Here is a 22,505-nt window from a genome sequence, read left to right as displayed (position 1 = left end):
TGATGAGTGACAAAGACGTGCGGGCACCGCGCAGTCGCAAGAAGCGGTGGGCACTGGCCGCCGCGGGCGCGCTCGCGGTGACCGGCGCACTGGCCGCCACCCCGCTGGTGGGCGGCGCGGCCGCGGCCGAGGGGCCCACCTGCTCGTCGCTGCACCTGGTCATCGCTCGCGGCACCACGGAATTCGGCCCCTACGGGTTCATCGTCGGCGACAACCTGTTCCCCGCGGTGAAGGCCAAGGTCCCCGACGCCACCGCAGCCGCGGTCGACTACCCGGCGAACTTCGACGCCTCCTCGCCCCGGCTGGGCAACCAGGCCGTGGTCGACCACCTGACCACGCGGTCAGCGCAGTGCCCGAACGAGCGCTACGCACTGGTCGGCTACTCGCAGGGCGCCCAGATCGTCAACGCCGCCCTGGGCGTCGACACCACCGGCACGATCAACGGCTCCCCACCCGTGGCTGTCCTGCCGCAGGCGCTGAACCCGCGGATCGCCTCCATCGTGTTCTACGGCAACCCGCTCAAGAGCGTGTCCCGCCCGGTCCCGCCCGCGTTCCAGGACCGCGTGCTGGACAACTGCGCCGGGGGCGACCCGGTGTGCGAGGCGGGGGCGTTCAACATCATCGCCCACCTGAGCTACGGCCTGAACGGCGACATCGCCAGGGGCGCGGACTTCATCGCCGCCCACCCCTGACCGACCTCCCGGCGGAGCCGCCGCCCCGCGGTTCCGCCGGGCCACCCGCCGGTCCTGCCCCCACCACCTCTGCTCGCCTCGCGCGCCCGTGTGCCGCCCTCTCGCAACTTCACCCTCCCAGGCGATGCCAAACGCGTCGAGTTGTCCACAGGCAAGATCCACATCGCCGCGAACCGCCGTCCACACCGGTAGACTGGCCTCAAGGCCGCAGATCCCCTCGGGAGGGTGGGGGTTGTGGATGGAACGCGCGCGAGGATGTGGATCTTGCTCGCGGGTGGACCGGGTCCGGGGTGTGCTCTGCCGCCGCGCGGTCGGGTGCGTGATGATGCCGGGGTGAACGACGTCGTCTCGGGGTGGCCGCGGAGTCGGATGCTGGTCCTCGTCGCCCTGGCGCGGCGGCACCGGGTGGACGAGGCGGTGCTGCTGGCCGGTTCGGAGTACACCGTGGCCGACCTGTCCGACCCGCGGCTGCTGCCCACCCGCGACGACGAGGCGGTGCTGGTCCGCAACCTCGTCCGCGCGCTCGGCGGCGCCCTCGGCCCGGCCGTGGAGGCCGGGCAGGACTTCCACGTCGGCGCCGTCTCCGCTTGGGGGCAGGCGATGCGCACCAGCCCCACCCTCGGCCACGCCCTGGCCCTGTCGCTCGACCTCACCGCGGCTGCAGACACCCTCGTGCACCTGCGCGCCGTCCCCGACGACGAGGTCACCCACCTGGTCTTCGACGCCGACCACCTGCCCGCCGACACCCGCGCCTTCCAGTCGGTGTGGATGATGGTCACCACCGCGATCATCAACCGGGAACTCCTCGGCCGCCCGACCCCGGTCGACTCGGTCCGCGTGCGGTGCGCGAAGCCGCCGGACGCCCCGCTGGTCGACGACTTCTGGGGCGTCGAGGTCCAGTGGGACGCCCGGGTCACCTCGATCGGCGTCCCGCTCGCGGTCCTCGACGCACCCCTCCCGTCGGCCGACCCGCGCGCCCACGCGGAGGCGCTGCGGGAGTGCGAGCTGCTGTTCACCGACGACGTCGCCGTCCGCGCCCGGGCCGCGCTGGCCCGCGACCCGCAGAGCCGCCCGGCCGACACCGCCGCGGCCCTGGGCCTGTCCGAACGCACCCTCCGCCGCAGGCTCGCCGAGACGGGCACCGCGCACCGCGAACTGGCCGCCGAGGCCCGGCTGGCCAGGGCCGCGGACCTGCTCACCGCGGGCCTGCCCCGGTCGGAGGTGGCCGCCCGGCTCGGCTTCACCGACACCTCGGCGTTCAGCCACGCCTTCAAGCGCTGGACCGGCGTGACCCCCACGGCCTGGCTGCGCTCCCGGCACCGGCCGTCCGAAGTCGAGGGCCCCGGGGACTAGGCTGCCGCGCGTGACCGTCTCGACCGACGACATAGTCCGGCACGCGGCCAGGGACCTCTTCAACGGAACGCGCCTCGACCTGAGCCGGATGTCGGCCGAACTGGGGATCTCCCGGGCCACCTTCTTCCGCCGGGTGGGCAACCGGGAAGACCTGATGGGCGCGGCGCTGCTGCTGCTGTCCGACCGCACCTGGGCGGACTCCATCGCCCGCTGGCACGGGGCCCACGGCGACGCGCCGCGCGACGCCGACGGCAGGCTCCGCTGCCTGTGGGTCATGGAGGCCTACCGCCGCGAGGTCGCGGCCAGCGACGGGCTGCGCAAGCTGATCGACAGCGAACCGGTGGTGGCCCTGCGGGTGCTCACCGACCCGCGCGGCCGCGTGCAGCCGACCCTCATCGAGGCGCACACGGCGCTGATCGGCGCGGACGTCGAAGCGGCGGGCCTGCGCCCGCTGGTGGGCCTGCCGGACCTGAGCTACGCCGTCGTCCGCCTCGGTGAGTCCTTTTTGTACGCCGACGTCCTGGCCTCGCGCCCGGTCGACCTCGCGGTGGCCACCACCCTCCTCGACACCCTGGTCCTGGGCGCACTGGGGACGCACGCGGGGTAGCCACCCAGGTGATCCCGCTCACCCGTTCAGGCGATGTGAAACATTTCGCCCAAGTGTTTCACTGACTGGGCGGTCGCACCCCCGGCCGCGGATTCCGCCCCCACCGCGTCCCAGTCGCGACCACCGGACGGCGGACGCGCAACAGCAGGATTTCCCCACCGGGAAACGGCTCCCCTGCTGAAGGCCACCACTCGCGGGCCGCGACGCCGCTGCCCCGAGCCAAGGGAAAGGTCAAAGATGACCCCACTCGCCAACCCCGCCACCCCTCCCGCCCGTCCCCGCCCCGCGGGCCGGTGGCGAACCCGGTTCGCCGCCCCCCTCGGCGTCGCCCTCGCCCTGGTCGCGGGCGCCACCACCGCGGTCGACGCGGCACCCCTCGCGGACAACCCGTACGAACGCGGCCCGGCCCCCACCACCTCCAGCATCGAAGCCTCCCGGGGCTCCTTCGCCACCGCCACCACCACGGTGTCCGGCCTCAGCGTCACCGGCTTCGGCGGCGGCACCATCTACTACCCCACCAGCACCGCCCAGGGCACCTTCGGCGCCGTCGCCGTCGCCCCCGGGTTCACCGCCTACCAGTCCAGCATGGCCTGGCTCGGCCCCCGCCTGGCCTCCCAGGGCTTCGTGGTGTTCACCATCGACACCAACACCACCCTCGACCAGCCCGACAGCCGGGGCAGGCAACTGCTCGCCGCCCTCGACTACCTCACCGAGCGCAGCTCCGTCCGCAGCCGCATCGACAGCAGCCGCCTCGGCGTCATCGGCCACTCCATGGGCGGCGGCGGAACCCTCGAAGCCGCCAGGTCCCGCCCCACCCTGCAAGCCGCGATCCCGCTGACCGGCTGGAACCTCACCACCAACTGGTCCGGCAACCGCGTCCCCACCCTCGTCGTCGGAGCCCAGTCCGACGCCATCGCCCCGGTCGGCTCCCACTCGATCCCGTTCTACAACAGCCTGCCGTCCACCCTGGACAAGGCCTACCTGGAACTGCGCGGCGCCAGCCACTTCGCCCCCAACACGGCGAACACCACGATCGCCAAGTACACCATCTCCTGGCTCAAGCGCTTCATCGACAACGACACCCGCTACGAGCAGTTCCTCTGCCCGATCCCGTCCACCAACCTGCAGATCTCGGCCTTCCGCGGCAATTGCCCGCACTCCTCCTGACAGCCGAACCCGAGTCCCCGCGGGACACCGCCACGGTGTCCCGCGGGGAAATCGATTGTGCAGGCGCGGGTCTGCTGCGCCCACTTCCTCGCATCCTGGCACGATGCTTTGCGAGGTGTCGTTTCGCCTGTACGGATCTCCCTCGACCCAAGCTGCTGAATCACGATCAAGACCATTGCTTCGATGCCCTTCTGTTCCCCGTCAGGGGTGCGTCCACGGTGATGACTATGTGGGTGACATGGGTCTGACGCGGCGCTGGTCGGTCGACGACTCCAGTGATGGCGCCGCGGCCCCACCGCGGGGCTGCGTTTGTGAGCAGGCTTGCCGCTCCAACTTGGTCACGCGGAGTGCGGAGGCATCCATCTTGCTTTCGTCCGGTGTCCGGCATCTACGCTGTTTGGCGGGGGTGCCGGAGGGTTTGGGCACTGCCTGCGAGCGCTAATTCCTGTTCGGTCGGAGAAAGCGACTGGTACTGTCGCTGTGGGTGGTGCGCCCTGCCCCGGGGTCACTGATGGTCGGTGCACATCGGATGGCGGCACTCCACTGCAACTTATCCAGTCGGTTGTGTTCGCTTGAGTGAACCGAACGGTATTGCTGCTCGCAATCTGGGGGATTCGTGAGTACGGATTTGAGCTATGCGCACGGCCGGTGCCCTGTTCAGGGTGATTCAGTTGCCATTCATCGGAGCAGCCGTAAAATTCTACGTCATGCCTTCGCCAAACTTTCCGGGGGAACTGGCGGTATGGTGTTGGTGGAAGGTTCAGTCGGAACCGGCAAGAGCACTGTGCTCGACCACGCCGTCGCCGTCGCGCACGAACTCGGTTTCACCGTCGCTTCGGGCGGTGCGAGCCGTACCGACCAGCTTCGACCTTTCACGACTCTGACCACGATCTTGAAGTCGTGTGATGACTTCCGTCCGGTGCTCGCGAGCCTCGACGAGATGGTCAATGATCACCTGGAACTGCTCGACAGGCTGCGGATCGCAATAAAAAGCATACTGACCACTCGACGGCTCGTCATCGCGATCGATGATTTTCAGATGTCCGACGAATTGACCGCGCTGATCGTGCACATGCTCTCGGTGTCTTTTCGGGGCGAGCCGATCCTGTGGTTGATCGGTGGGCGACCTCGAACGGCACAGACGCCCGCGATGAGCGCCATCGAGTCGCTGATCGGCGGTGGCGCCGTGCGGACGCGGTTGGGCAGGCTCACCGATGACGAGGTGGCGGATCTGTGTGCGGCGGTGCTCGGCGTGCCCGCGGGCCCGGATGTCCTCGAACTGATCGCTCGTGCGGGCGGGAACCCGCTGTTGTGCGACGCGTTGCTCCGCAGCCTCCTGGGCGAGGACCTCATCACTGTGCGCGGGGGCGTCGCCAGGCTCACCGACGGCGTCAGCCGCCAATGGGTGCCTGCGCGGTACGAGTACGCGATGGTGCGTTTGCTGGAGGTCCTCTCGCCCGCCGCGACATCACTGTTGGCGGCGGGGGCTGTGTTCGGCACGCGGTTCACACTGCTCGAAGCGGCGAGCTTGACCGGGTGGCCGATGGCCGAGGTGTTGCGCGCCGCGACGGATGCCATCGCCGCGGACATGCTCACCGATTGCGGACCTGAACTGGCGTTCCGGCACGAGTTGGTGCCACACCTCGTCCACGACCGCCTCGGCGAGCTGGTGCGGATGGGTGCACGTCGGCAAGTGGCCACGGTCGTGCGCGCCGAAGCACGAGGTGCCGAGGAGATCGACAGGCACCTCAGGTCGGGCATCGCCCGCGCCGTCGCCACCACCTCCGACGTTCTGATGGATCTGGTACGCGCGCGAGAGCCCGGTGCGGGTGTCGACTTTGCGCTCCGCGCGCTCGACCTGCTCGGCGACCGGCACCCGCTGGCGGGAAACCTCGTCGTGGAGGCTGTCCGGCTGCTCGGCTTGTCCGGTCAGTGGACGCGTGCCGCAGCGCTGGGCGAACGCGCGCTGCGTGGGTCGTTGGAAGCAGACACCGAGACGGCGCTGCTGCTCCGGTTGATCGAGTTGACCCAGGACGGTGGCGAATGCGCGGTTGCCACCGAGTACACGCGTCGGGTGCTGGCCAGGCCCGCACTTCCGGTTCGCTTTCGTGCCCAGCTCTTCGCGACTCTGGCCCACAACTCCGCGGTGAAGGGCGATCCGTCCGGGGCGGAGCGGATGGCCCAGGAGGCGACCACCCTGAGTCCCGTTGATCAACGCGACACTCTGGTGGGCAGCCTGTTGGCCAGGGGTGTCGCGGCGTGGGCGCAGTGCGAGTTCACCAGGGGAACCGATCTCGTGCGGCAAGCGGTGAACCTCACCGATGAGTCGGGCTTCGCCACACCCCTGCGGGACCCCCGAGCCTGGCTCGGTGTGGTCCTCATCGACGCCGACCGGTTCGAGGAGGCGGACGCGGTGTGCGCGGTACTCGTCGGTCAGACGGACGCGCCCGCGCGCGGGTTCGTGCCTGCCATCGCCCGCTACCAGCAGGCAAGGCTCCGGTTCGCGCAGGGGCGTTTCGCTGAGGCGCAGATCGCGGCGTCGACAGGTGTGGCGGTGGCTGAGACCGAACGCGTTCCCGCGCTTCTGGTGCGTCTTCTCGGCCTCACCGTCGAGTTGCACCTCGCGCAAGACGACGTGATCGCGGCCGACCGGAGTTTGCAGCGCGCGGAGGAGCTCGCCGATCGGGTCAGCGGCGCGGACCGGGCCGAAGTGCTGTGGCGCCGAATTCTCGTGCACGAGGCCACCGGACGTTTCCAGGATGCGGCCCGTGGGGCGCTTGCCCTCCACTCGGCGGCAGGAACATCGCTTTTCCCGGCCTCCGGGTGTTCGGTCGTCGCACCCTCGCTGGTCCGGCTGATGTTGGGCGTGGGCGATGTCGCGAGTGCCCGGGCCGTCGCATCCGCCGTCCACGAACTCGTCGTCAAGAACCCCGAGGTGCCCTCCATCGGGGCCACCGCGACGCATGTTGACGGCTTGATCCAGAACGACTCGGTGTCGCTTGAGGCGGCGGCGGAGCTGTACCGGCGCGGCGGCAGGCAGCCGGCCGCCGCCGCCGCATGGGAGGACGCGGGTCGGGCGGCGGCGAACCGCGGCGACTCAGTCCGGGCAGGGGAACTCAGGCAGCGATCGCGAGTGGCGTGGGCGTCCTGCGGCGCCACTCGGTATGCCAAGCGGGTGACCGCCGAGCTGCGGGAACCAGGTGACACCACCCGAGCGTGGACCGCGACCCCGAGTCCTCGCGAAAGCGCCTTCCCGTCACCCCCGGCGGATGTGCCCGCTGCGGTGCAAACGGCATCCCGGTTGGCGAATCTGACGGACACCGAACTGCGCGTGTCCCGCTTGGTGGCCACCGGTATGACCAACAAGGAGATCGCGACCCGCCTCGTGCTGTCTCCGCACACTGTCGGCACACACATCCGCAACAGCTTCTCGAAGCTGGACGTGACGAACCGGGTGGAGCTCGCCGTCAAGGTGCTGATCCACGACTGCACGAACCAACTCCCCGCCGGTTGATCTCGGCGTTGCCCATCGGACCGGATCGACGATGTCGCCCCCGGTGGTCGCGGCGTGGCGGTGGATCGGTGCACACCGCGATCGATATCGCGTATTCGTGTGATCCGCTGATCTCAAGAACTGAATAGCGTTGTGGACATGCAACCGACGGTGGCCGAGCAACGGGCGGAGGTCACATCCGAGAAGTAGGGCGGTTGCCTGCCCACCCGCGCGGACTTGCCTGCTCGCGCTGCTCGCAATCGACGACTCGAGATCAGCTTTGTCGGTGGCATCGGTGTGGCTGTCGCCCACGTCACGTATTCCCACCGTTCGTCCACCGAGTTTCGTGAGAGAGGAGCGGCGTCGCATGAGTCGACACCACTCGTTCGGCACCCAGGTGCGCTTGGATCGGCTCAACCTCAGGGGTGACGGCAAGCTGATGATCGTTCCGCTCGACCACTCGGTGGCCGACGGGCCGATCACGCCTGGCCGTCCACTCGACAGCCTCGTCGGCGAACTGACCGAAGCGGGCGTCGATGCCATCGTGCTGCACAAGGGAACCGCGCGGCATGTGCGCCCGTCGCGGTTCACCACGACCTCCTTGATCGTCCACCTCAGCGCCAGCACGGCCCACGCACCCGATCCGGACGCCAAGTACATGGTGGCCGACGTGGAAGCCGCCTTGCGCCTCTCGGCTGATGCGGTGAGCGTGCACGTCAACATGGGGTCCAGGGAAGAAGCACGGCAGATCGCCGACTTGGCCTGGGTCGCCGAGGCCTGCGATCGGTGGAACGTGCCGCTCCTGGCCATGATGTACGCCCGTGGTCCCGCGATCGAGAACGGCGCTGATCCGGCCCTGGTCACGCATTCGGCCACACTCGCCGCCGACTTGGGCGCGGACATCGTCAAGATCACCTATCCGGGTTCGCCGCAGAACCTCGCCGAAGTCGTCCGCGCGTGCCCCATCCCGGTGGTCGTGGCGGGCGGGGCGTCGACGGGTGGCCGGGAACAGGTGCTCGACCTCGCCTCCGTGGCCATGCGGTCGGGTACCGCCGGACTGGCCGTCGGTCGCAACATCTTCCATGCCGCCCACCCGGGCGAGATCGCCCGCGAGATCACCGATCGGATACACGGTCGCGCGACTGCCGCGGCCTGAGCGTGAATTCACCCGAAGTTCCAGACAGCGACCAGCAGGAGACGATTGCGATGACCAAGATCAGTTGGCTGGACATCCGCACGGCGGGCGACGCCAAGGCCGCCATCACGCAGGAGGCGGTGCACCAGCGGGTGAATGGGATTCTCGCCGCCGAGGTCGCCGACCTCGCCGAGCTGCCGCCGACCGTCACCAAGGTGTGGTTCCCGGCAGGCACGCCGGACCCGGAGCAGTTCGGGAGCGTGGATGTCGTGATCATCGACTCGCGCCGCGACGGCGATGTGACCGCCTACGAGCGCGCCCACCCGGACACCCGGTTCGGTGAGTTCGTCGAGATCATCGACGCGCCGACGCTCGACCTGGCCTGCACGGCCGCCCGTGAGCGGCAATTCAGCCTGTTGAAGTTCCGCGACACCACGAAGATCCCGCTGGAGATCGTCATCGCCGCGGCCGCGTCCGCCACGGGCAGCATCATCACCCAGGCGGTCGACGTCGAGGAAGCGAAGATCATCTTCGGGGTGCTCGAGCACGGTGCCGACGGGGTGCTGCTGGCACCCGGGAAGGTGGGTGACGCCACCGAGTTGCGGGCCGCGGCGACAGAGCGGTCGCCACAGCTCGACCTGGTCGAACTCGAGGTCGTCAGCACCGAGCACGTGGGGATGGGAGAGCGGGCGTGTGTCGACACCTGCACCTACTTCAACGAAGATGAGGGAATCCTGGTCGGGTCGCACTCCAAGGGCATGATCCTCTGCGTCAGCGAGACCCATCCGCTGCCGTACATGCCGACCCGGCCGTTCAGGGTCAACGCGGGTGCCATCCACTCGTACACCCTCTCCAAGGACGAGCGCACCCACTACCTGAGCGAGCTCAAGGCGGGTAGCAAGGTGATGGCGGTCGATGTGAAGGGTCAGACCAGGATGGTCACCGTGGGTCGGGTCAAGATCGAGTCCCGACCGCTCATCTCGATCACGGCGGTCAGTTCCTCCGGTGTCCAGGTCAACCTGATCCTGCAGGACGACTGGCACGTGCGCGTGCTCGGGCCACGCGGGGTCGTGCTCAACAGCACCGAACTGCGAGCGGGCGACAAAGTTCTCGGGTACCTGCCGAGCGAAGACCGGCACGTCGGCTACCCGATCAAGGAGTTCTGCGTCGAGCGGTGAACGTCTGAACAGCGCACCGAGCCGACTCTGCGCTCGGCTCGCCGACGATGTGCCGCTGCCACCGCGTGAATCCGGAGTCGACGGGAGCAGGTCATGAGAAGCAAACAAGTTTTCGACGCGCACGCCCACCTCGCCCCCGGTGCGCGAGCGTTGAGCTCGCTGCTGGCGGCGATGGATGAACACGGCATCGATCGAGCCATCGTCGTGGCCGGCGCTGTCGCCTCACCGGATCGCCTGTCCCGTCAGATCGTGGAGGGCGGGCACGTGGAGGACGATGCGGACAACGGGGCCGTCCTGGTGGGCGGCGGGCGGTCGGCAGGCCGTCTGGTGCCGTTCTTCTTCGCCAACCCACACCGTCCCGCCACGGTGTACCGCGATGGTGGACCGCTCTTCCGAGGGCTGAAGCTCGCGCCCGCGGTGCACGGCGTGCCGTTCGACGACAGCCGCACAGTCGAGCTGATCGAAGTGGCCGCCGAACTCGGGCACAACGTCTACGCGCACTGCCTGCACCGACGGGGTTTCGGGGTCCGGGACTTCGTGCGGTTGGCAGCGCGGTTTCCCGCGACGACCTTCGCCCTCGGACACTCGGGCGTCGGCGACCTGGACTTCCACGGCATAGACCTGATCGAGCCGATGGGCAACATCCTCTTCGAGACCTCCTGCGGGCTCACCGCGACTGTTCGGCGAGCCCTGAGCAGGTTGGGACCCGAGCGCCTCATGTTCGGCAGCGAATACCCGATGCAGTCACCACGCGTCGAGTTGACGAAGCTTGAGGTGTTGGAACTCTCCGAGCGGGAGTGGGACGACATCGCATGGCGTACCGCGACTCGATTCGCAGGAGAACAGGGATGACGCACCTCGAGACCACCCGCGCCGATGCCCTGCCGAGGCTCGGGCAGTGGACTGGGGGCGGCGGGCTCCGGCGGGTGCAGGAGGACCGACTGCCCGAGGCGCTCCGGTTGGCCTCCCGCAACCGGGCGAACCTGGACCGGATCGGCCAGGCCGGCGTGGTTCGGACAGTCGAGGACTTGGGGCGGGTACCCGTGATCGACAAGCGGGACCTGCGGCTGAACTACCCACTCGGTCTGCTGGCGGTGGACCGCGGGGAACTGTCGACGTACCACGAGTCGAGCGGTACTTCCGGCACGCCGACCTCGTCCTTCTTCACCGAGGGCGACTGGCTGGACGTGGTGGACAGATTCGTGCGCAACACGATCGACCTCACACCGCTCGACACACTGCTCGTACGCACCCCTTACGCCATGCTGACCACAGGGCACCAGGCACATCTCGCGGGTCGGTACCGCGGTGCGACCGTGGTCCCGGCCGACAACCGCAGCGCGGTCGTGACCCACGCCCGCGTGGTGCAGTTGCTGCGGGACTTGGAGGTCACCGTCGCTTGGTGCCTGCCGACCGAAGCGCTGCTGTGGGCGGTCAGCGCCAAGGCGGCGGGCCTGCGGCCCGAGCGGGACTTCCCCCGGTTGCGTGGATTCCTTGTCGCGGGCGAGCCACTCAGCGACGCCCGCCGCCAGCGCATCTCGCGCACCTGGGGTGGTGTGCCAGTGCTGCAGGACTACGGTTCCACCGAGACCGGGAGCCTCGCGGGCGAGTGTTCCGCCGGACGGTTGCACCTGTGGGCGGACCGGTTCGTACCGCAGGTCTACGACTCGGCGACCGGGCACAGCGCGATGACCGGAACCGGTGAGCTGGTCATCACCACGCTGTACCGCGAGGCGATGCCGTTGCTGCGGTACAACCTCCAAGACCTCGTGCGGATTTCCGATCCGGACTGCTCATGCGGTTGGTCCCTGCCGACGATCGAGATCCTCGGGCGGAATGCGAGCAGTTGCCTGGTCTCCGGTGAGCACGTCACCCAGCAGCGGATCGAGGACGCGGTGTTCGCGTTGCCGGACCAGCACGAAGTCCTGTTCTGGCGAGCCCGTGGCGGTGAGTTCCTCGAGGTCGAGTTCGAGACGGCCACCGTCGGCGCGCAAATGGCGGCGGCGGAGTTGACAGCCCTCATCAGGAACCGCGTCGGGGTCGAAGCGCGGGTGCGCCCGGTGCCGGTGGGGACGATCGTGCCGTGGGCCGCGCTCACCAGGCTTCCCGAATTCCTCAAACCCCGCACGCTCTTCGACGAGGGTGAGGACTGGGACCGGGCGGTGAGCTACTGGTGAGTGTTTTCCACGGCCTCCACCCGCGACGTTCCGATGGCGACGCGGTGTGCGGTGCGAGCGACTGCCCCGCCAAGAACCGGCCCGGTTGTCAACACCCAGGCGCAGCGGGACCTGTGGCGAGGCGGACCGGTCGCAGTCATCGAAGTTCATCCGTACGGAAGGAAGTTGAGGAATGAGCCGGGACTCTGAGCTGGTGGACTGCGCCGTGGTGGGTGGTGGTCCCTCTGGGTTGGTGCTCGCCTCGCTGCTCGCGCGGCGCCGGTGGCGGGTGACCGTGATCGAGGAAGGGGAGGGCACCAAGGCGCCGTCGCTGAACATCAGCCCGTTCCTGTCGCCGCCGAGCCTGCGGCTGTTCGCAGACCTCGGACTGGTGGACGAGTTGAACCGGATCGGCCAGCCGGTGCGCGAGGTGGTCGAGTCGGCGGTGGACGGCAGCCGCTACACCCTCGACTACGCGGAACGGGTCGGTGACTGGTCGGGTTACGCGCTGAGTGTTCCGTTGTTCACCTTGTCCAACGCGCTTCGGCGGACTTTGACCAGGGAGGCGTCAGCGGAGCTGCTGTCCGGGACCGCGGTGCGCGGGGTGCGGCAATCTGGAAACGCGGTCACCCTGGACCTGGTCGACGCCGAGGGTGCGCGGCCACTCGAATGCCGGTTCGTGGTGTGCGCCGACGGGAAGTTCTCCAAGGTTCGCGATCTGGCTGGTATCGCCGCCCAAGTGTCGGAATTCGACCGGCCGCTGGTGATGGTGGTGGTCCCGAAGCCCGCAGGCTGGCCAGAGCGCATCGCCCTGCACCACGGCGAGCACGATTCGCTCGTCGCGGTCATGCCCATCGCGGGGGGCGATCTCGCTGTGCAGTGGCTTGCCGATCCCGATGAGTTCGAGCAGGTGCGGGCTGGGCAGGTCGAGGAGTTGCGGTCGAGGTTGACACGGGCGCTGCCCGAGTTGACGGACTTGCTGACCACGACCGTGACGGACTGGGACCGGGTACTGACGGTCCGGTATCACATGGTTCGTCCGCGGGCGTGGTCCAGTGGGCGGGTCGGGCTGCTGGGTGACGGGGCGCACGGTGTGCACTCGCTCGGTGGCCAGGGACTGAACCTGGGGATTCAAGACGCCATGGTGCTCGGCTCACTGCTGGTCGAAGCCGGTGTGGACTCCGGTGTCGCACCTCTTGAGGAGTACGAGCGGCTCCGCAAGCCGTACGTGGAGAACTTCCAGGACTACCAGCTGGCGTTGCCGCAGTTGACTTCGCAATCCGGCGGCGGCAACGAGCAGACCATCCTGTACGAGGCCATCGCGGACATGGTGACGGGCGGACAGCCAGAGGCCCTGGCCAGTTACCAGCGCTTGGTCGACCGATGACGGAGACGGTGATGGATGGTGAGCTCAGCCGTGCCTACCGCGAGCGGATCGGTGTCAACGCGGTACGCGGTCCGGATGCGGATTTTCTGCGAGAACTCCAAGAACGCCACCTCATGGCGGTTCCGTTCGAGAACGTCGACTTCCATCTCGGGAAGTCGATCAGGCTCGGCATGGACGCGGTGGAGAAGGTGGTTCGGCACAACAGGGGTGGGACTTGTCGCGAGCTCAACGGGTCGGCGTTCCCCGCCCTGCTGAGCTCACTGGGGTACCGGGTGAGTCTGCTCGGCTGTCGGGTCTTCATCGGGGACCGACCCAGCTTCGCGCTGGCGCACACGGCGATCCAGGTCGACTGCCCCCAGCCCTGGCTCGTCGACGTCGGCTTCGGCCGGGATGGCGCCCGGTACCCGCTCCGGATGGACAGCCGCAGGCCACAGACCGATCCGAATGGCACGTTCGAGTTCGTCGACCGACCGGATGGGGACCTCGATCTGTTCCGCGATGGGAAAGCGGTGCTCAGGATCGAAACACGGCCACGGTGTGTCGAGGACTTCCAGCCGGTGCTCTGGTGGTTCGAGAGTTCACCGAGATCGCCGTTCCGGAACAACCTGTTCTGCACCCGGACGACGGAGGAAGGAAGGATCACCTTGCGTGGCGACGTGCTCACGCGGACCGAGGGCGCGCGCCGGGAGACGGTGGTCCTGTCCGACGAAGCGGAGATCACGCGAGCATACCAGGAACATTTCGGCATGACTCTCGATCGCTTGCCGCCCATTCCCACGATCGCGGTTGGTGAGCCGGGATGAGCATTCTGGTGCAGAAGTTCGGCGGCAGTTCACTCGCGACCGTGGAGCAACTCAGGAGGGTGGCAGGTCGGGTCGCGGCGGCGCACCGGGCGCAGCGGCCGGTCGTGGTCGTGGTGTCGGCTCGCGGTCGCACCACCGACGTGCTGCTCGAGCTCACCCAGGCCTTGAACACCCGCCCGCAGGCACGGGAGATCGATCAGTTGCTGTCGACCGGGGAGTCGTCCTCGGCGGCACAACTGGCTATGGCGCTGGACGAATTGGGAGTGCCCGCGGCCTCGCTCACCGGCTGCCAGGTGGGTATCCGCGTGTCCGGCCCGCACGGCGCGGGTCGGATCGACCGCATCGACGCGAGTCGCGTGCGCGCATTGCTCCGAAAGGGGTTCGTGCCGGTTGTCTCCGGGTTCCAGGGCGTCAACGACGACGGTGACGTCGTCACGCTCGGACGTGGTGGCTCGGATACCACCGCGGTGGCCCTTGCCGCCGAGCTGGGCGCCGAGCGCTGCGAGATCTACACCGACGTGGACGGGGTCTTCACCGCTGACCCGCGAGTCGTCCCCACGGCTCGGATGCTGCCCAGTGTGGATTGTCGGATGATGGCTGAGATGGCGAGATCAGGTGCCAAGGTGCTGCACTACCGCTCGGTGGAACTCGCCTCCTCCCGAGAAGTCGAAGTGTACATCCGCAATTCTTCGAAAAGTGATCCCGGAACTGTTCTTGTCCGGAAAGGGGGCGCTCCCGTGGAAAGCAGGGGAACCATCGTCGCGGTGACCCACGACGCCGACACAGTCGAGATCTCGATCTTCTCCGACCAGGTGGACTCCGTCCTGCTGCCGGAGGTCTTGGACCGGCTCGCCGATGTCGGCATCGAAACGGACCTGTTCGCCATGACCTCCGATGGTGAGCGCCACGCGGTCCGGTTCACGGTCACCCATTCGGGTCTCAGTCACACCAGGGCGGTGCTGGCCGCCTCTGATCTGGCCTCCTCGTACACGATGTGCGTCGATGAGACCCTGGGCAAGGTCTCCCTCATCGGCTCTCACCCGGCGGCGAACCCGGCACATTCCGCACGGATGCTCCGCACGCTGGCCGCGGCGGGCATTCGGGCCGTCTCGGTCTACACGGCTCCGATGCAGATTTCGGTACTGGCAGGCGGAAGCGATGGCCGGGCAACCCGATTCGGAGTGTGGTGTGGTGAGTCGCAAGAGTGACGCGGTGCAGTGCGGTGTTGTGGGCGGAGATCCGTCCGCGCTCGTGTTCGCACTCCTGCTCGCCCGGAGCGGGTGGACTGTGCGGGTGCTCGCCCGCGGTGCGGGACGGAGTGCGCACACCGGTGTCAGCCCGTTCCTGTCGCCGTCCAGCTTGGCCGTCATGGCGGATCTCGGCCTGCTCGACCACCTGCTCTCAGTGGGCGGGCCTGTCCGGGAGATGGTGGAGCACTCGCCCGGCGCGGAGGACCGGGTGTTGGACTACGGCGCGGGCGGCCGGGAGCGGTTCCCCTACGCACTGAGTGTGCCGTTGTCGACGTTGACCGAGGTGCTCCGTGAGGCGCTGGCGGGTGAGGGGTCAGCGGAGGTGCGTTCGGGCACGTCGGTGCGCGGGATCGAGGCCGTCGGGTCCGCCGTGGTCCTCGACCTCGTCGACGCGGGAGGCCCCAGTTCGATCGAGTGCGGATTCGTCGTGTGCGCGGGTGGGAAGTTTTCGAGGACAAGAGACCTGCTCGGCATCGGCGCGGACGTGGTCGAGTTCGACCGACCCCTGGTGATGGTGGTGATCCCCACGCCGACCGGGTGGCCCGAGCGGATCGCGGCGCACCACGACGAGCAGGACTCCTTGGTGACGACCATCCCGCTCGCGGGCGGCAGGATGATCGTGCAGTGGCTCGCCGCACCGGAGGAATTCGAGCAGGTGCGGGCGGCGGACGTGGGGGAGCTGCGGTCGCGGATCGCGCGTGTGCTCCCCGACCTGGCCGAACCTCTGGCCGTCGCGTTGAGCGGGTGGGACGAGGTGTTGGTTGTGCGACATCACGTGGTCCGGCCGCGGACGTGGTCCGTCGGCCGCGTCGGGTTGCTGGCCGACGCCGCGCACGGGGTGCACTCGTTCGCGGGCCAGGGGGTGAACCTGGGCATCCAGGATGCAGTGGTCCTGGCGGCCTCGTTGGTCGAGGCCGGGGTGGATGCGGGCGCGGCGCCGCTGGTCGAGTACGAGCGGGTGCGCAGGCCGTTCGTCGAAAGCTTCCAGCGATACCAGCTCGAAACACCCCAGTTGACTTCTCAGCCACGTGGAGAACGCGGTGGGCGGACCCTGTACGGGGGTATCGAGGCACTGATGGTCCTCGGCCAACCAGAAGCCACCGTTCGCGGCAAGTGGCTGATCAAACGGTGGGCGGAACGAGCAAATCAGCAATAATGTGATCTAGGTCACAGCAGATCAGCTTGACCTTGACGCAAACGTCAATGTTCTAGCGTGGCCGAGTCGACCACAAGCGTGGAATTACGAGAAAGGCCCAGGCACGACAATGAATACCACCAATACGGACAAGTCGCTTCCGCGCGGCTCTGGCTGGTTGTTCGGCCTGTTGCTCACGACCTTCGTCATCGGCACCGACGACTTCATCATCGCGGGCATTCTTCCGGCGATATCGGTCGACTTGGACGTGAGCGAGGCCGCAGCCGGGCAGTTGGTGACCGTCTTCTCGATCACCTATGCGGTGGCCGCTCCGATCATGGCGATGCTGATGGCGCGGGTCCCGAGCAAGACACTCATCGTCGGTGGTCTCGCGGTGTTCGCGGCGATCAACTTCATCACCTCGTTCGCGTCCAACTACCCGTTGCTGATGGCACTGCGGGTGTTGGCCGCCCTGGTGGCCGCCGCAGTCAGCCCGGCCGCCTTCGCCGTCGCGGGCAGGCTCGCCGCGCCCGAACGGGTCGGCAGGGCCATCGGCACGGTCGCCGCCGGGCTCACGGTCTCCCTGGTCGTAGGTGTGCCGTTCGGCTCCTGGGTGGCCTCGGTGTTCGACTGGCGCGCGACTTTCGTGAGCGTCGGCATCTTCACCGCCCTCGCCGTCGTGATCACCGCCATCACGCTTCCCCGCGTCCCGGAGATGCCCGCGGTCAGCGTTCGGGACCGGTTGCTCCTGCTCAGGAGGCCTGTCGTGCTCTTGGGTGTCGTCGGCACCGTGCTCGGCGCCTGCGCGGGTCTGATGACCTACACCTACATCGCGCCGATCACCCACGACCTGACCGGGACCGGGGCCGCGCACGTGCCCCTGTTCATCCTGATCATGGGTGTCTCGGGAGCCCTCGGCACGTTCGTCGGTGGTCGTCTCACCGACCGCTGGGGTGTCGACCGCACCCTCATGGCCACCTTCGGCGGGGTGCTGGTGGCGACCCTCGGGTTGGCCCTGGTCGGTCAATTCACCGGCGGCGACGCACCGATCTGGCTGGTGGGCGTCTTCCTGGTGATCTGGGGGGTCTCGGCGTGGGGCAACAACCCGCCCATGACTTCCCGGGCGATCCAGAAGGCGGGCGCGGCCGGTACTGAAGCGATCGCCCTCAACACCAGTGGCCTCTACTTGGGGGTGGCACTGGCCGGGGCGATCGGTGGCGGCGCGCTCAGCAGCAACGCGGGAACAGGCGTGCTCGTCGCCGGGTCCGTGATCGGGTTGATCACCATCCTGGTCATGGCCCTCGCGGTGCGGAAGTACCCGATCGGGCGAGCTGAAGTCTCCGAGCCCGCTCCCGCGGCATCCTGAGCGGACCGCAGCATCGGCCGGTCCAGAACGTGCTCTTACGCCAACAGTTCCGAAAGGTGGATGCTCGTGACGGGCGAATCTGGGCCGGAGAACGCCGACTGGAGCAGTGGTACCCCACTCGGCGTCGAATTGGATCGCTTGGCGGCCGATGACCCGGACGCCCCGGCGATCACCTGCTCCGGCGTGACGCTCAGCCGGTCGCAGTTGTCCGCGTCGAGCAACCGCTACGCGAGGGCCCTGATCGGACTCGGTGTGCGGGTGGGTGACCGGGTCACCATCGGGTTGCCGAACGGGATCGAGTTCTACATCGTCGTGGTGGCCGCGTGGAAGGTCGGCGCCACACCGCAGCCGGTCTCCGCGCGGCTGCCCTCGGCGGAACTCGCCGAGGTGATCGCGGTGGCTGACCCGGCCGTGGTGGTCGGGTTGCCCGCACCGGACGGCAGGCCGAGCCTGCCCGCGGGCTTCTTGCCGGATCAAGCGTTGTCGGACGGGCCGCTGCCGCAGGTCATCCCGCCGCACTGGAAGGCGCCGACATCGGGAGGAAGCACCGGACGTCCCAAAGTGATCCTCTCGGCGGGCACGGGCACCGCGGGCGCTCTGCTGTCACGCGCTGGTTTCCTGCGCGTCGAGCGCGGATGCACGATGTTGATCACCGCTCCGCTTCACCACAACGCCCCGTTCACGTTCTCCTGCATCGCGTTGGTCAACGCCGGGCACGTCGTGGTGATGCCGAAGTTCGACGCGGCCGACGTGCTGGCCCACATCGGCTTGCACCGGCCCACCTGGGTCTACATGGTGCCCACGCTCATGGGGCGGGTGCTCGCCTTGCCCCCGGCGGTGCGCGCGGCCGCGAACCTCTCGAGCGTGCGCACCCTCTTCCACATCGGCGCACCCTGTCCGGAACACGTCAAGCGCGGCTGGCTGGAATGGGTGGCGCCAGAAGTGGTGTTGGAACACTACTCGGGCACCGAGGCGATCGCGGTCACGGCCATCGATGGCGCCGACTGGTTGCGCCACCCCGGTTCCGTCGGTCGAGTGGTGTCAGGGGAGATGCTGATAGCCGACGAAGAACTGCGACCCACGCCCGTCGGCGAAGTGGGGGAGGTGTGGATGCGCCCACCCGCCACCGGACCGACCTACCAGTACCTGGGCGCTGTCGCGAGGAAGCGGGATGCTTGGGAATCGCTCGGGGACATGGGGAAGTTCGATGCGGAGGGCTACCTGTACTTGGCGGACCGGCGCAGCGACATGATCTTGGTCGGTGGCGCCAACGTGTACCCGGCTGAGGTGGAAGCCGCGTTGCAGGAGCACCCCTTCGTGGAGTCGGCAGTCGTGATCGGGCTGCCCGACGAGGACCTCGGCAACTCCGTGCACGCGATCGTGCACACCAGCGAGTCGGTGACCGACGAGGAACTCGACGCCCACATCCGCGCGCGGATCGCCCCGTACAAGGTGCCCCGCGCATTCGAACGTTCGGACACGGTGTTGCGTGACGACGCGGGCAAGGTGCGCCGTTCGGCGTTGCGGGCCGCCCGCCTGCCACGGTGACCGATCGGGGGAGCCCACCGATGACCGACCTCGTGCCGCCCAGCCACCTCGACCTCTTGCACTCCAACGGATTGGCCTTCGTCGCCACGACGCACCAGCACCGGCCGCAGGTCAGCCCGACGTGGTTCCTGTGGGACGACGACCGAGGGCATGTGCTGATCAGCCTCACGGACCGGCGCCAGAAGTACCGCAACCTCGTGCGAAACCCGGAGGTGGCCGTGTGCCTGCTGGACCCGGTCAACCCGTACCGCTACATCGAGCTCCGTGGGAGAGCGGAGAGCATGCTCGCCGACGAGGACCACTGGCTCATCGACGCGCTGACCAGGAAATATTTGAAGCAGGAGAAGTTCCCACCCAATCCGGGGGACGGCGGCAGGCTGCTGGTGCGGATCGCGCCCGGCTACGTCCGGTGCTTCGGTTGAGTTCCACTCGCGGTGCCGTCGGTGCCGGGAGCCGCGTACAAGTGATCGAGGGGGGACCCATGATGATCGACCCGGTCGCCGGGACGGCGCAGTGGACGGCGGCGATGCGCGCAGAGGAGTCGGCTCGCCCGGACCGGCTCTTCGACGACCCGCTGGCCGCGGTGCTCGCAGGCGATGCCGGGCGCAGGCTGCTGGCACAGGACGGTTCGGCTCCCGCGATCGCCATCCGCACGAGGTTCTTCGACGAGTTCGTGGTGAACCGGGCCCCGGCGCAGTTTGTGCTCGTCGCAGCCGGGATGGACACCCGCGCCTACCGGCTCGGGCTCCCCTCGGACACGGTGGTCTACGAACTGGACCGACCTGAACTGCTGCGGCTCAAAGGGGACTTGCTCGACAGCGTGGGCGCGGCCCCCAGTTGCGATCGGCGTCCGGTCGGAGCCGATCTGGTCGGTGACTGGACCTCTGCGCTCCTCGATGCCGGCTTCAACCCGCGTCTGCCGACGCTCTGGTCGGTCGAAGGCCTCACCTACTACCTGGACTTGGCCGGTGTGAGCAGGTTGATCGAGCGGATCACCGAACTCTCCGCGCCGGGCAGCGACCTCCTCGTCGACTTCCTGAGCCGGTCTTTGCTGGACAGCCCGACGCGGCGGGAGTGGTTGGCCCGGCTCGCTGAGCGCGGCAGTCCGTGGTGCTTCGGCGCCGATCGGCCGGAGGACCTGCTCGAACCGGCCTGGTTGACGTCGGTCAGCACCCTCAGCAGTGTCGGCAGGTCCCTGGGTCGGTGGCCGGATTCGGACATCCCACGAGAGACCTCCGGGGCCCCGCAGGTCTTCCTGGTGCACGGCCGCCTGAACAGCGTCGACGGGTGAGATTCGCTCTCAGTGGCCTGGGTGGGGCCGCGTCGGTAGAATCGGGGAACACAGGAATGGGGGCGTCGCGTGCGAATCGGCGAGTTGGCCCGTGCGTCCGGGGTGACAACCCGTGCTCTCCGGTACTATGAAGAGCGTGGGCTCCTGCGGTCGCGCCGCCAGGGCAATGGGTACCGTGAGTACGACCAATCCGCTGTGACCAGGGTGCACAACATCCGATTGCTCCTTGACGCCGGGCTGAGCGCGGAGAACATCCGTGAGATGAACTCCTGCCTCGAGGAGGACCTCGCCCACGTGCCGACGTGCCTGGAAGCGGTCGCCCTGTACGAGCAGCGACTGCTGGCTGTGCGTCGCCAGTTGATGGCGCTGGGCGAGGTGGAAAGCAGACTCGAGGAGAAGCTCCGCCAATTGCGGACGGACCACCGGACATCCGAGGTGTCGCTCGCCGAACACCGTGGCGGACCTGCGAGTGCATTCGCATCGTAGTCGTTCGGAATGCGTGCGACACCAGCGGTGCTGTGCGCTGAACAGTGAATGGCATGGCGAACGCACGGTCGCAGGTTGAGAGCTGGACGTGCGTGTGAGGCCCGCGAGTACTTCGAAAGTGGCCATTTGACCGATGTCCTGAGCCTGTCCGATGGAGGTTCGGCATGAAATTCGGCATCATGAGCATGATGACCGATGAGGGAATTCGGCCGGCAGAACTGGGAACCGCCGTGGAGGATCGCGGGTTCGACTCCCTGTTCGTTGCGGAGCACTCGCACATTCCAGTCAGCCGGGAAACGCCATACCCCGGCGGTGGTGACCTGCCCCGCGAGTACTATCGCCTGCTCGATCCGTTCGTGGCGTTGACAGCAGCCGCCACGGTGACGACGAGCTTGCTCATCGGCACCGGACTCACCCTCGTGTCCCAGCGCGACCCCATCCAGACGGCCAAGCAGTCCGCCACTCTCGACGTCGTCTCGAATGGTCGGCTGATCTTCGGGTGCGGCATCGGCTGGCTTCGCGAGGAAACTCGCAACCACGGAACCGACCCGCGAATCCGCGGCAAGGTCGCCGACGAGCGGATGCGGGCGATCCTCGCCCTGTGGACCGACGACGAAGCCGAGTTCCACGGTGACCACGTGGACTTCGATCCGGTGTTCTCTTGGCCGAAGCCGGTGCAGCGGCCACACCCACCGATATACGTCGGCGGCGCCAGCCCCGCCACTCATCGGCGGATCGTCGAGTACGGGGACGGTTGGCTCGCCAACCCCGCTCCGCCGGCGGTGATGGCCACGCAGGTCGAGGAACTGCGCGCACACGCAGGTGAGGAGGTGCCGGTCACCGTGCAGGCAGTTCCTCCCGACCCGGACCTCATCGCGGTCTACGCGGAACTCGGCGTCGAACGGGTCGTCCTCCACGTCCCGACCACCTCCCGCGACGAGACGCTGTCGATGCTGGACGGCTTGGCGACTCTCGCCGCCTCCTCAAGTTGAGTTCCTCATCGATCGCAAGGCGCGGCAATCCACCGGAGCGCACCGCGGATTCAGCGGGTGCGTGCGACGACGCAGGGCAATCCTCAGGCCAGCTCAGTTGGCGACCGGGAACAGCGATCGGTACAGGCGCACCAGCGGTCCGGGGCAACAAGGAAACCGGAAGAAAATGGCAGCCGAAACGGTCGATCGAATGGAACACCGCATGATGACTGACCCGACCGTCACGCCATCAGCCGCATGACACCGCGATGATTGTCTTGGATCGAGGTCATTGACAACGCAAAAAGGGCGCGTGCCGGAATTCAACTGAACCCGACAGCGCCCTGCTTTGACCTTGGTGGTGCCCCCGGCAGGATTCGAACCTGCGCTCCCGCCTCCGGAGGGCGGTGCTCTATCCCCTGAGCTACGGGGGCCCGTTGCTCGTTCGTGGAGGAGCTTAGCGCATGCCCACAACCGGGTTGTGGGC

At 68.1% G+C, this 22,505-nt stretch carries 19 protein-coding genes and 1 tRNA gene; 19 read left to right on the top strand and 1 reads right to left on the bottom strand.

The features are described 5' to 3' along the window. The first annotated feature begins 2 nt into the window (after positions 1-2). From DFQ13_RS27250 to DFQ13_RS27160, 19 genes are all read left to right on the top strand, one after another. Positions 3-692, top strand: coding sequence for a cutinase family protein (locus DFQ13_RS27250; RefSeq protein ID WP_110081833.1), 690 nt, complete (start codon positions 3-5; stop codon positions 690-692). Positions 693-1,025: 333 nt separating this feature from the next. Next, complete coding sequence (locus tag DFQ13_RS27245; RefSeq protein ID WP_181400166.1) at positions 1,026-2,045, top strand: AraC family transcriptional regulator; 1,020 nt, start codon at positions 1,026-1,028, stop codon at positions 2,043-2,045. 10 nt (positions 2,046-2,055) lie between these two features. Continuing rightward, the gene (locus DFQ13_RS27240) at positions 2,056-2,652 is read left to right on the top strand and encodes a QsdR family transcriptional regulator (RefSeq protein ID WP_110081831.1); all 597 of its coding nucleotides are present in this window, start codon (positions 2,056-2,058) and stop codon (positions 2,650-2,652) included. A gap of 237 nt (positions 2,653-2,889) precedes the next feature. Then, positions 2,890-3,819, top strand: a complete 930-nt coding sequence (gene bdeA, locus DFQ13_RS27235; RefSeq protein ID WP_110081830.1) for a bis(hydroxyethyl) terephthalate hydrolase — start codon at positions 2,890-2,892, stop codon at positions 3,817-3,819. Between the two features lie 616 nt (positions 3,820-4,435). Then, positions 4,436-7,333: a helix-turn-helix transcriptional regulator gene (locus DFQ13_RS27230; protein ID WP_110081829.1), complete on the top strand. Its 2,898-nt coding sequence runs from the start codon at positions 4,436-4,438 to the stop codon at positions 7,331-7,333. Positions 7,334-7,679: 346 nt separating this feature from the next. Continuing rightward, the gene (locus DFQ13_RS27225; RefSeq protein WP_110081828.1) at positions 7,680-8,468 is read left to right on the top strand and encodes a 2-amino-3,7-dideoxy-D-threo-hept-6-ulosonate synthase; all 789 of its coding nucleotides are present in this window, start codon (positions 7,680-7,682) and stop codon (positions 8,466-8,468) included. Between the two features lie 50 nt (positions 8,469-8,518). After that, positions 8,519-9,625: a 3-dehydroquinate synthase II gene (locus tag DFQ13_RS27220; protein WP_110081827.1), complete on the top strand. Its 1,107-nt coding sequence runs from the start codon at positions 8,519-8,521 to the stop codon at positions 9,623-9,625. 93 nt (positions 9,626-9,718) lie between these two features. Next, complete coding sequence (locus DFQ13_RS27215; protein ID WP_110081826.1) at positions 9,719-10,477, top strand: amidohydrolase family protein; 759 nt, start codon at positions 9,719-9,721, stop codon at positions 10,475-10,477. After that, on the top strand, positions 10,474-11,802 hold the full coding sequence (locus tag DFQ13_RS27210) for a phenylacetate--CoA ligase family protein (RefSeq protein ID WP_110081825.1): 1,329 nt from the start codon (positions 10,474-10,476) through the stop codon (positions 11,800-11,802). The genes DFQ13_RS27215 and DFQ13_RS27210 overlap by 4 nt, the downstream gene beginning before the upstream one ends. A gap of 172 nt (positions 11,803-11,974) precedes the next feature. Continuing rightward, the gene (locus tag DFQ13_RS27205; RefSeq protein ID WP_110081824.1) at positions 11,975-13,168 is read left to right on the top strand and encodes an FAD-dependent oxidoreductase; all 1,194 of its coding nucleotides are present in this window, start codon (positions 11,975-11,977) and stop codon (positions 13,166-13,168) included. Beyond that, entirely contained in the window at positions 13,165-13,971 is an 807-nt protein-coding gene (locus DFQ13_RS27200; protein WP_219994668.1) for an arylamine N-acetyltransferase family protein, read from the top strand. The genes DFQ13_RS27205 and DFQ13_RS27200 overlap by 4 nt, the downstream gene beginning before the upstream one ends. After that, a complete protein-coding gene (locus DFQ13_RS27195) occupies positions 13,968-15,179 on the top strand; it encodes an aspartate kinase (protein ID WP_110081823.1) in 1,212 nt (403 codons plus the stop codon). The genes DFQ13_RS27200 and DFQ13_RS27195 overlap by 4 nt, the downstream gene beginning before the upstream one ends. Beyond that, the gene (locus DFQ13_RS27190; RefSeq protein WP_110081822.1) at positions 15,130-16,377 is read left to right on the top strand and encodes an FAD-dependent oxidoreductase; all 1,248 of its coding nucleotides are present in this window, start codon (positions 15,130-15,132) and stop codon (positions 16,375-16,377) included. Before DFQ13_RS27195 ends, DFQ13_RS27190 begins: the two co-directional genes overlap by 50 nt. Before the next feature lie 169 nt (positions 16,378-16,546). After that, a complete protein-coding gene (locus DFQ13_RS27185) occupies positions 16,547-17,722 on the top strand; it encodes an MFS transporter (protein WP_219994666.1) in 1,176 nt (391 codons plus the stop codon). Between the two features lie 66 nt (positions 17,723-17,788). After that, a complete protein-coding gene (locus tag DFQ13_RS27180; RefSeq protein ID WP_233438592.1) occupies positions 17,789-19,270 on the top strand; it encodes an AMP-binding protein in 1,482 nt (493 codons plus the stop codon). 20 nt (positions 19,271-19,290) lie between these two features. Then, positions 19,291-19,692 (top strand): PPOX class F420-dependent oxidoreductase, encoded by a 402-nt coding sequence (locus DFQ13_RS27175; RefSeq protein ID WP_110081819.1) that lies wholly within the window; start codon positions 19,291-19,293, stop codon positions 19,690-19,692. Positions 19,693-19,751: 59 nt separating this feature from the next. After that, positions 19,752-20,561 (top strand): class I SAM-dependent methyltransferase, encoded by an 810-nt coding sequence (locus tag DFQ13_RS27170; protein WP_110081851.1) that lies wholly within the window; start codon positions 19,752-19,754, stop codon positions 20,559-20,561. A 69-nt stretch (positions 20,562-20,630) separates the two neighbouring features. Next, a complete protein-coding gene (locus tag DFQ13_RS27165) occupies positions 20,631-21,047 on the top strand; it encodes a MerR family transcriptional regulator (RefSeq protein WP_110081818.1) in 417 nt (138 codons plus the stop codon). Between the two features lie 164 nt (positions 21,048-21,211). Then, complete coding sequence (locus DFQ13_RS27160; protein ID WP_110081817.1) at positions 21,212-22,039, top strand: LLM class F420-dependent oxidoreductase; 828 nt, start codon at positions 21,212-21,214, stop codon at positions 22,037-22,039. Between the two features lie 338 nt (positions 22,040-22,377). Here the strand turns inward: DFQ13_RS27160 and DFQ13_RS27155 are convergent. After that, positions 22,378-22,452 (bottom strand) — tRNA-Arg (locus DFQ13_RS27155). Positions 22,453-22,505 lie beyond the last annotated feature (53 nt).

The organism is Actinokineospora spheciospongiae, assembly GCF_003182415.1.
In the GTDB taxonomy this organism is placed as follows: domain Bacteria; phylum Actinomycetota; class Actinomycetes; order Mycobacteriales; family Pseudonocardiaceae; genus Actinokineospora; species Actinokineospora spheciospongiae.
Note: the sequence above shows the minus strand (reverse complement) of the source record. Positions and strands in the feature narration are given on the sequence as shown.

Coding starts and splice junctions, on each gene's coding strand:
- DFQ13_RS27250 (WP_110081833.1), top strand. CDS start 3: ATGAGTGACAAAGACGTGCGGGCACCGCGCAGTCGCAAGAAGCGGTGG.
- bdeA (WP_110081830.1), top strand. CDS start 2,890: ATGACCCCACTCGCCAACCCCGCCACCCCTCCCGCCCGTCCCCGCCCC.
- DFQ13_RS27225 (WP_110081828.1), top strand. CDS start 7,680: ATGAGTCGACACCACTCGTTCGGCACCCAGGTGCGCTTGGATCGGCTC.
- DFQ13_RS27220 (WP_110081827.1), top strand. CDS start 8,519: ATGACCAAGATCAGTTGGCTGGACATCCGCACGGCGGGCGACGCCAAG.
- DFQ13_RS27215 (WP_110081826.1), top strand. CDS start 9,719: ATGAGAAGCAAACAAGTTTTCGACGCGCACGCCCACCTCGCCCCCGGT.
- DFQ13_RS27210 (WP_110081825.1), top strand. CDS start 10,474: ATGACGCACCTCGAGACCACCCGCGCCGATGCCCTGCCGAGGCTCGGG.
- DFQ13_RS27205 (WP_110081824.1), top strand. CDS start 11,975: ATGAGCCGGGACTCTGAGCTGGTGGACTGCGCCGTGGTGGGTGGTGGT.
- DFQ13_RS27200 (WP_219994668.1), top strand. CDS start 13,165: ATGACGGAGACGGTGATGGATGGTGAGCTCAGCCGTGCCTACCGCGAG.
- DFQ13_RS27195 (WP_110081823.1), top strand. CDS start 13,968: ATGAGCATTCTGGTGCAGAAGTTCGGCGGCAGTTCACTCGCGACCGTG.
- DFQ13_RS27190 (WP_110081822.1), top strand. CDS start 15,130: ATGGCCGGGCAACCCGATTCGGAGTGTGGTGTGGTGAGTCGCAAGAGT.
- DFQ13_RS27175 (WP_110081819.1), top strand. CDS start 19,291: ATGACCGACCTCGTGCCGCCCAGCCACCTCGACCTCTTGCACTCCAAC.
- DFQ13_RS27170 (WP_110081851.1), top strand. CDS start 19,752: ATGATGATCGACCCGGTCGCCGGGACGGCGCAGTGGACGGCGGCGATG.
- DFQ13_RS27160 (WP_110081817.1), top strand. CDS start 21,212: ATGAAATTCGGCATCATGAGCATGATGACCGATGAGGGAATTCGGCCG.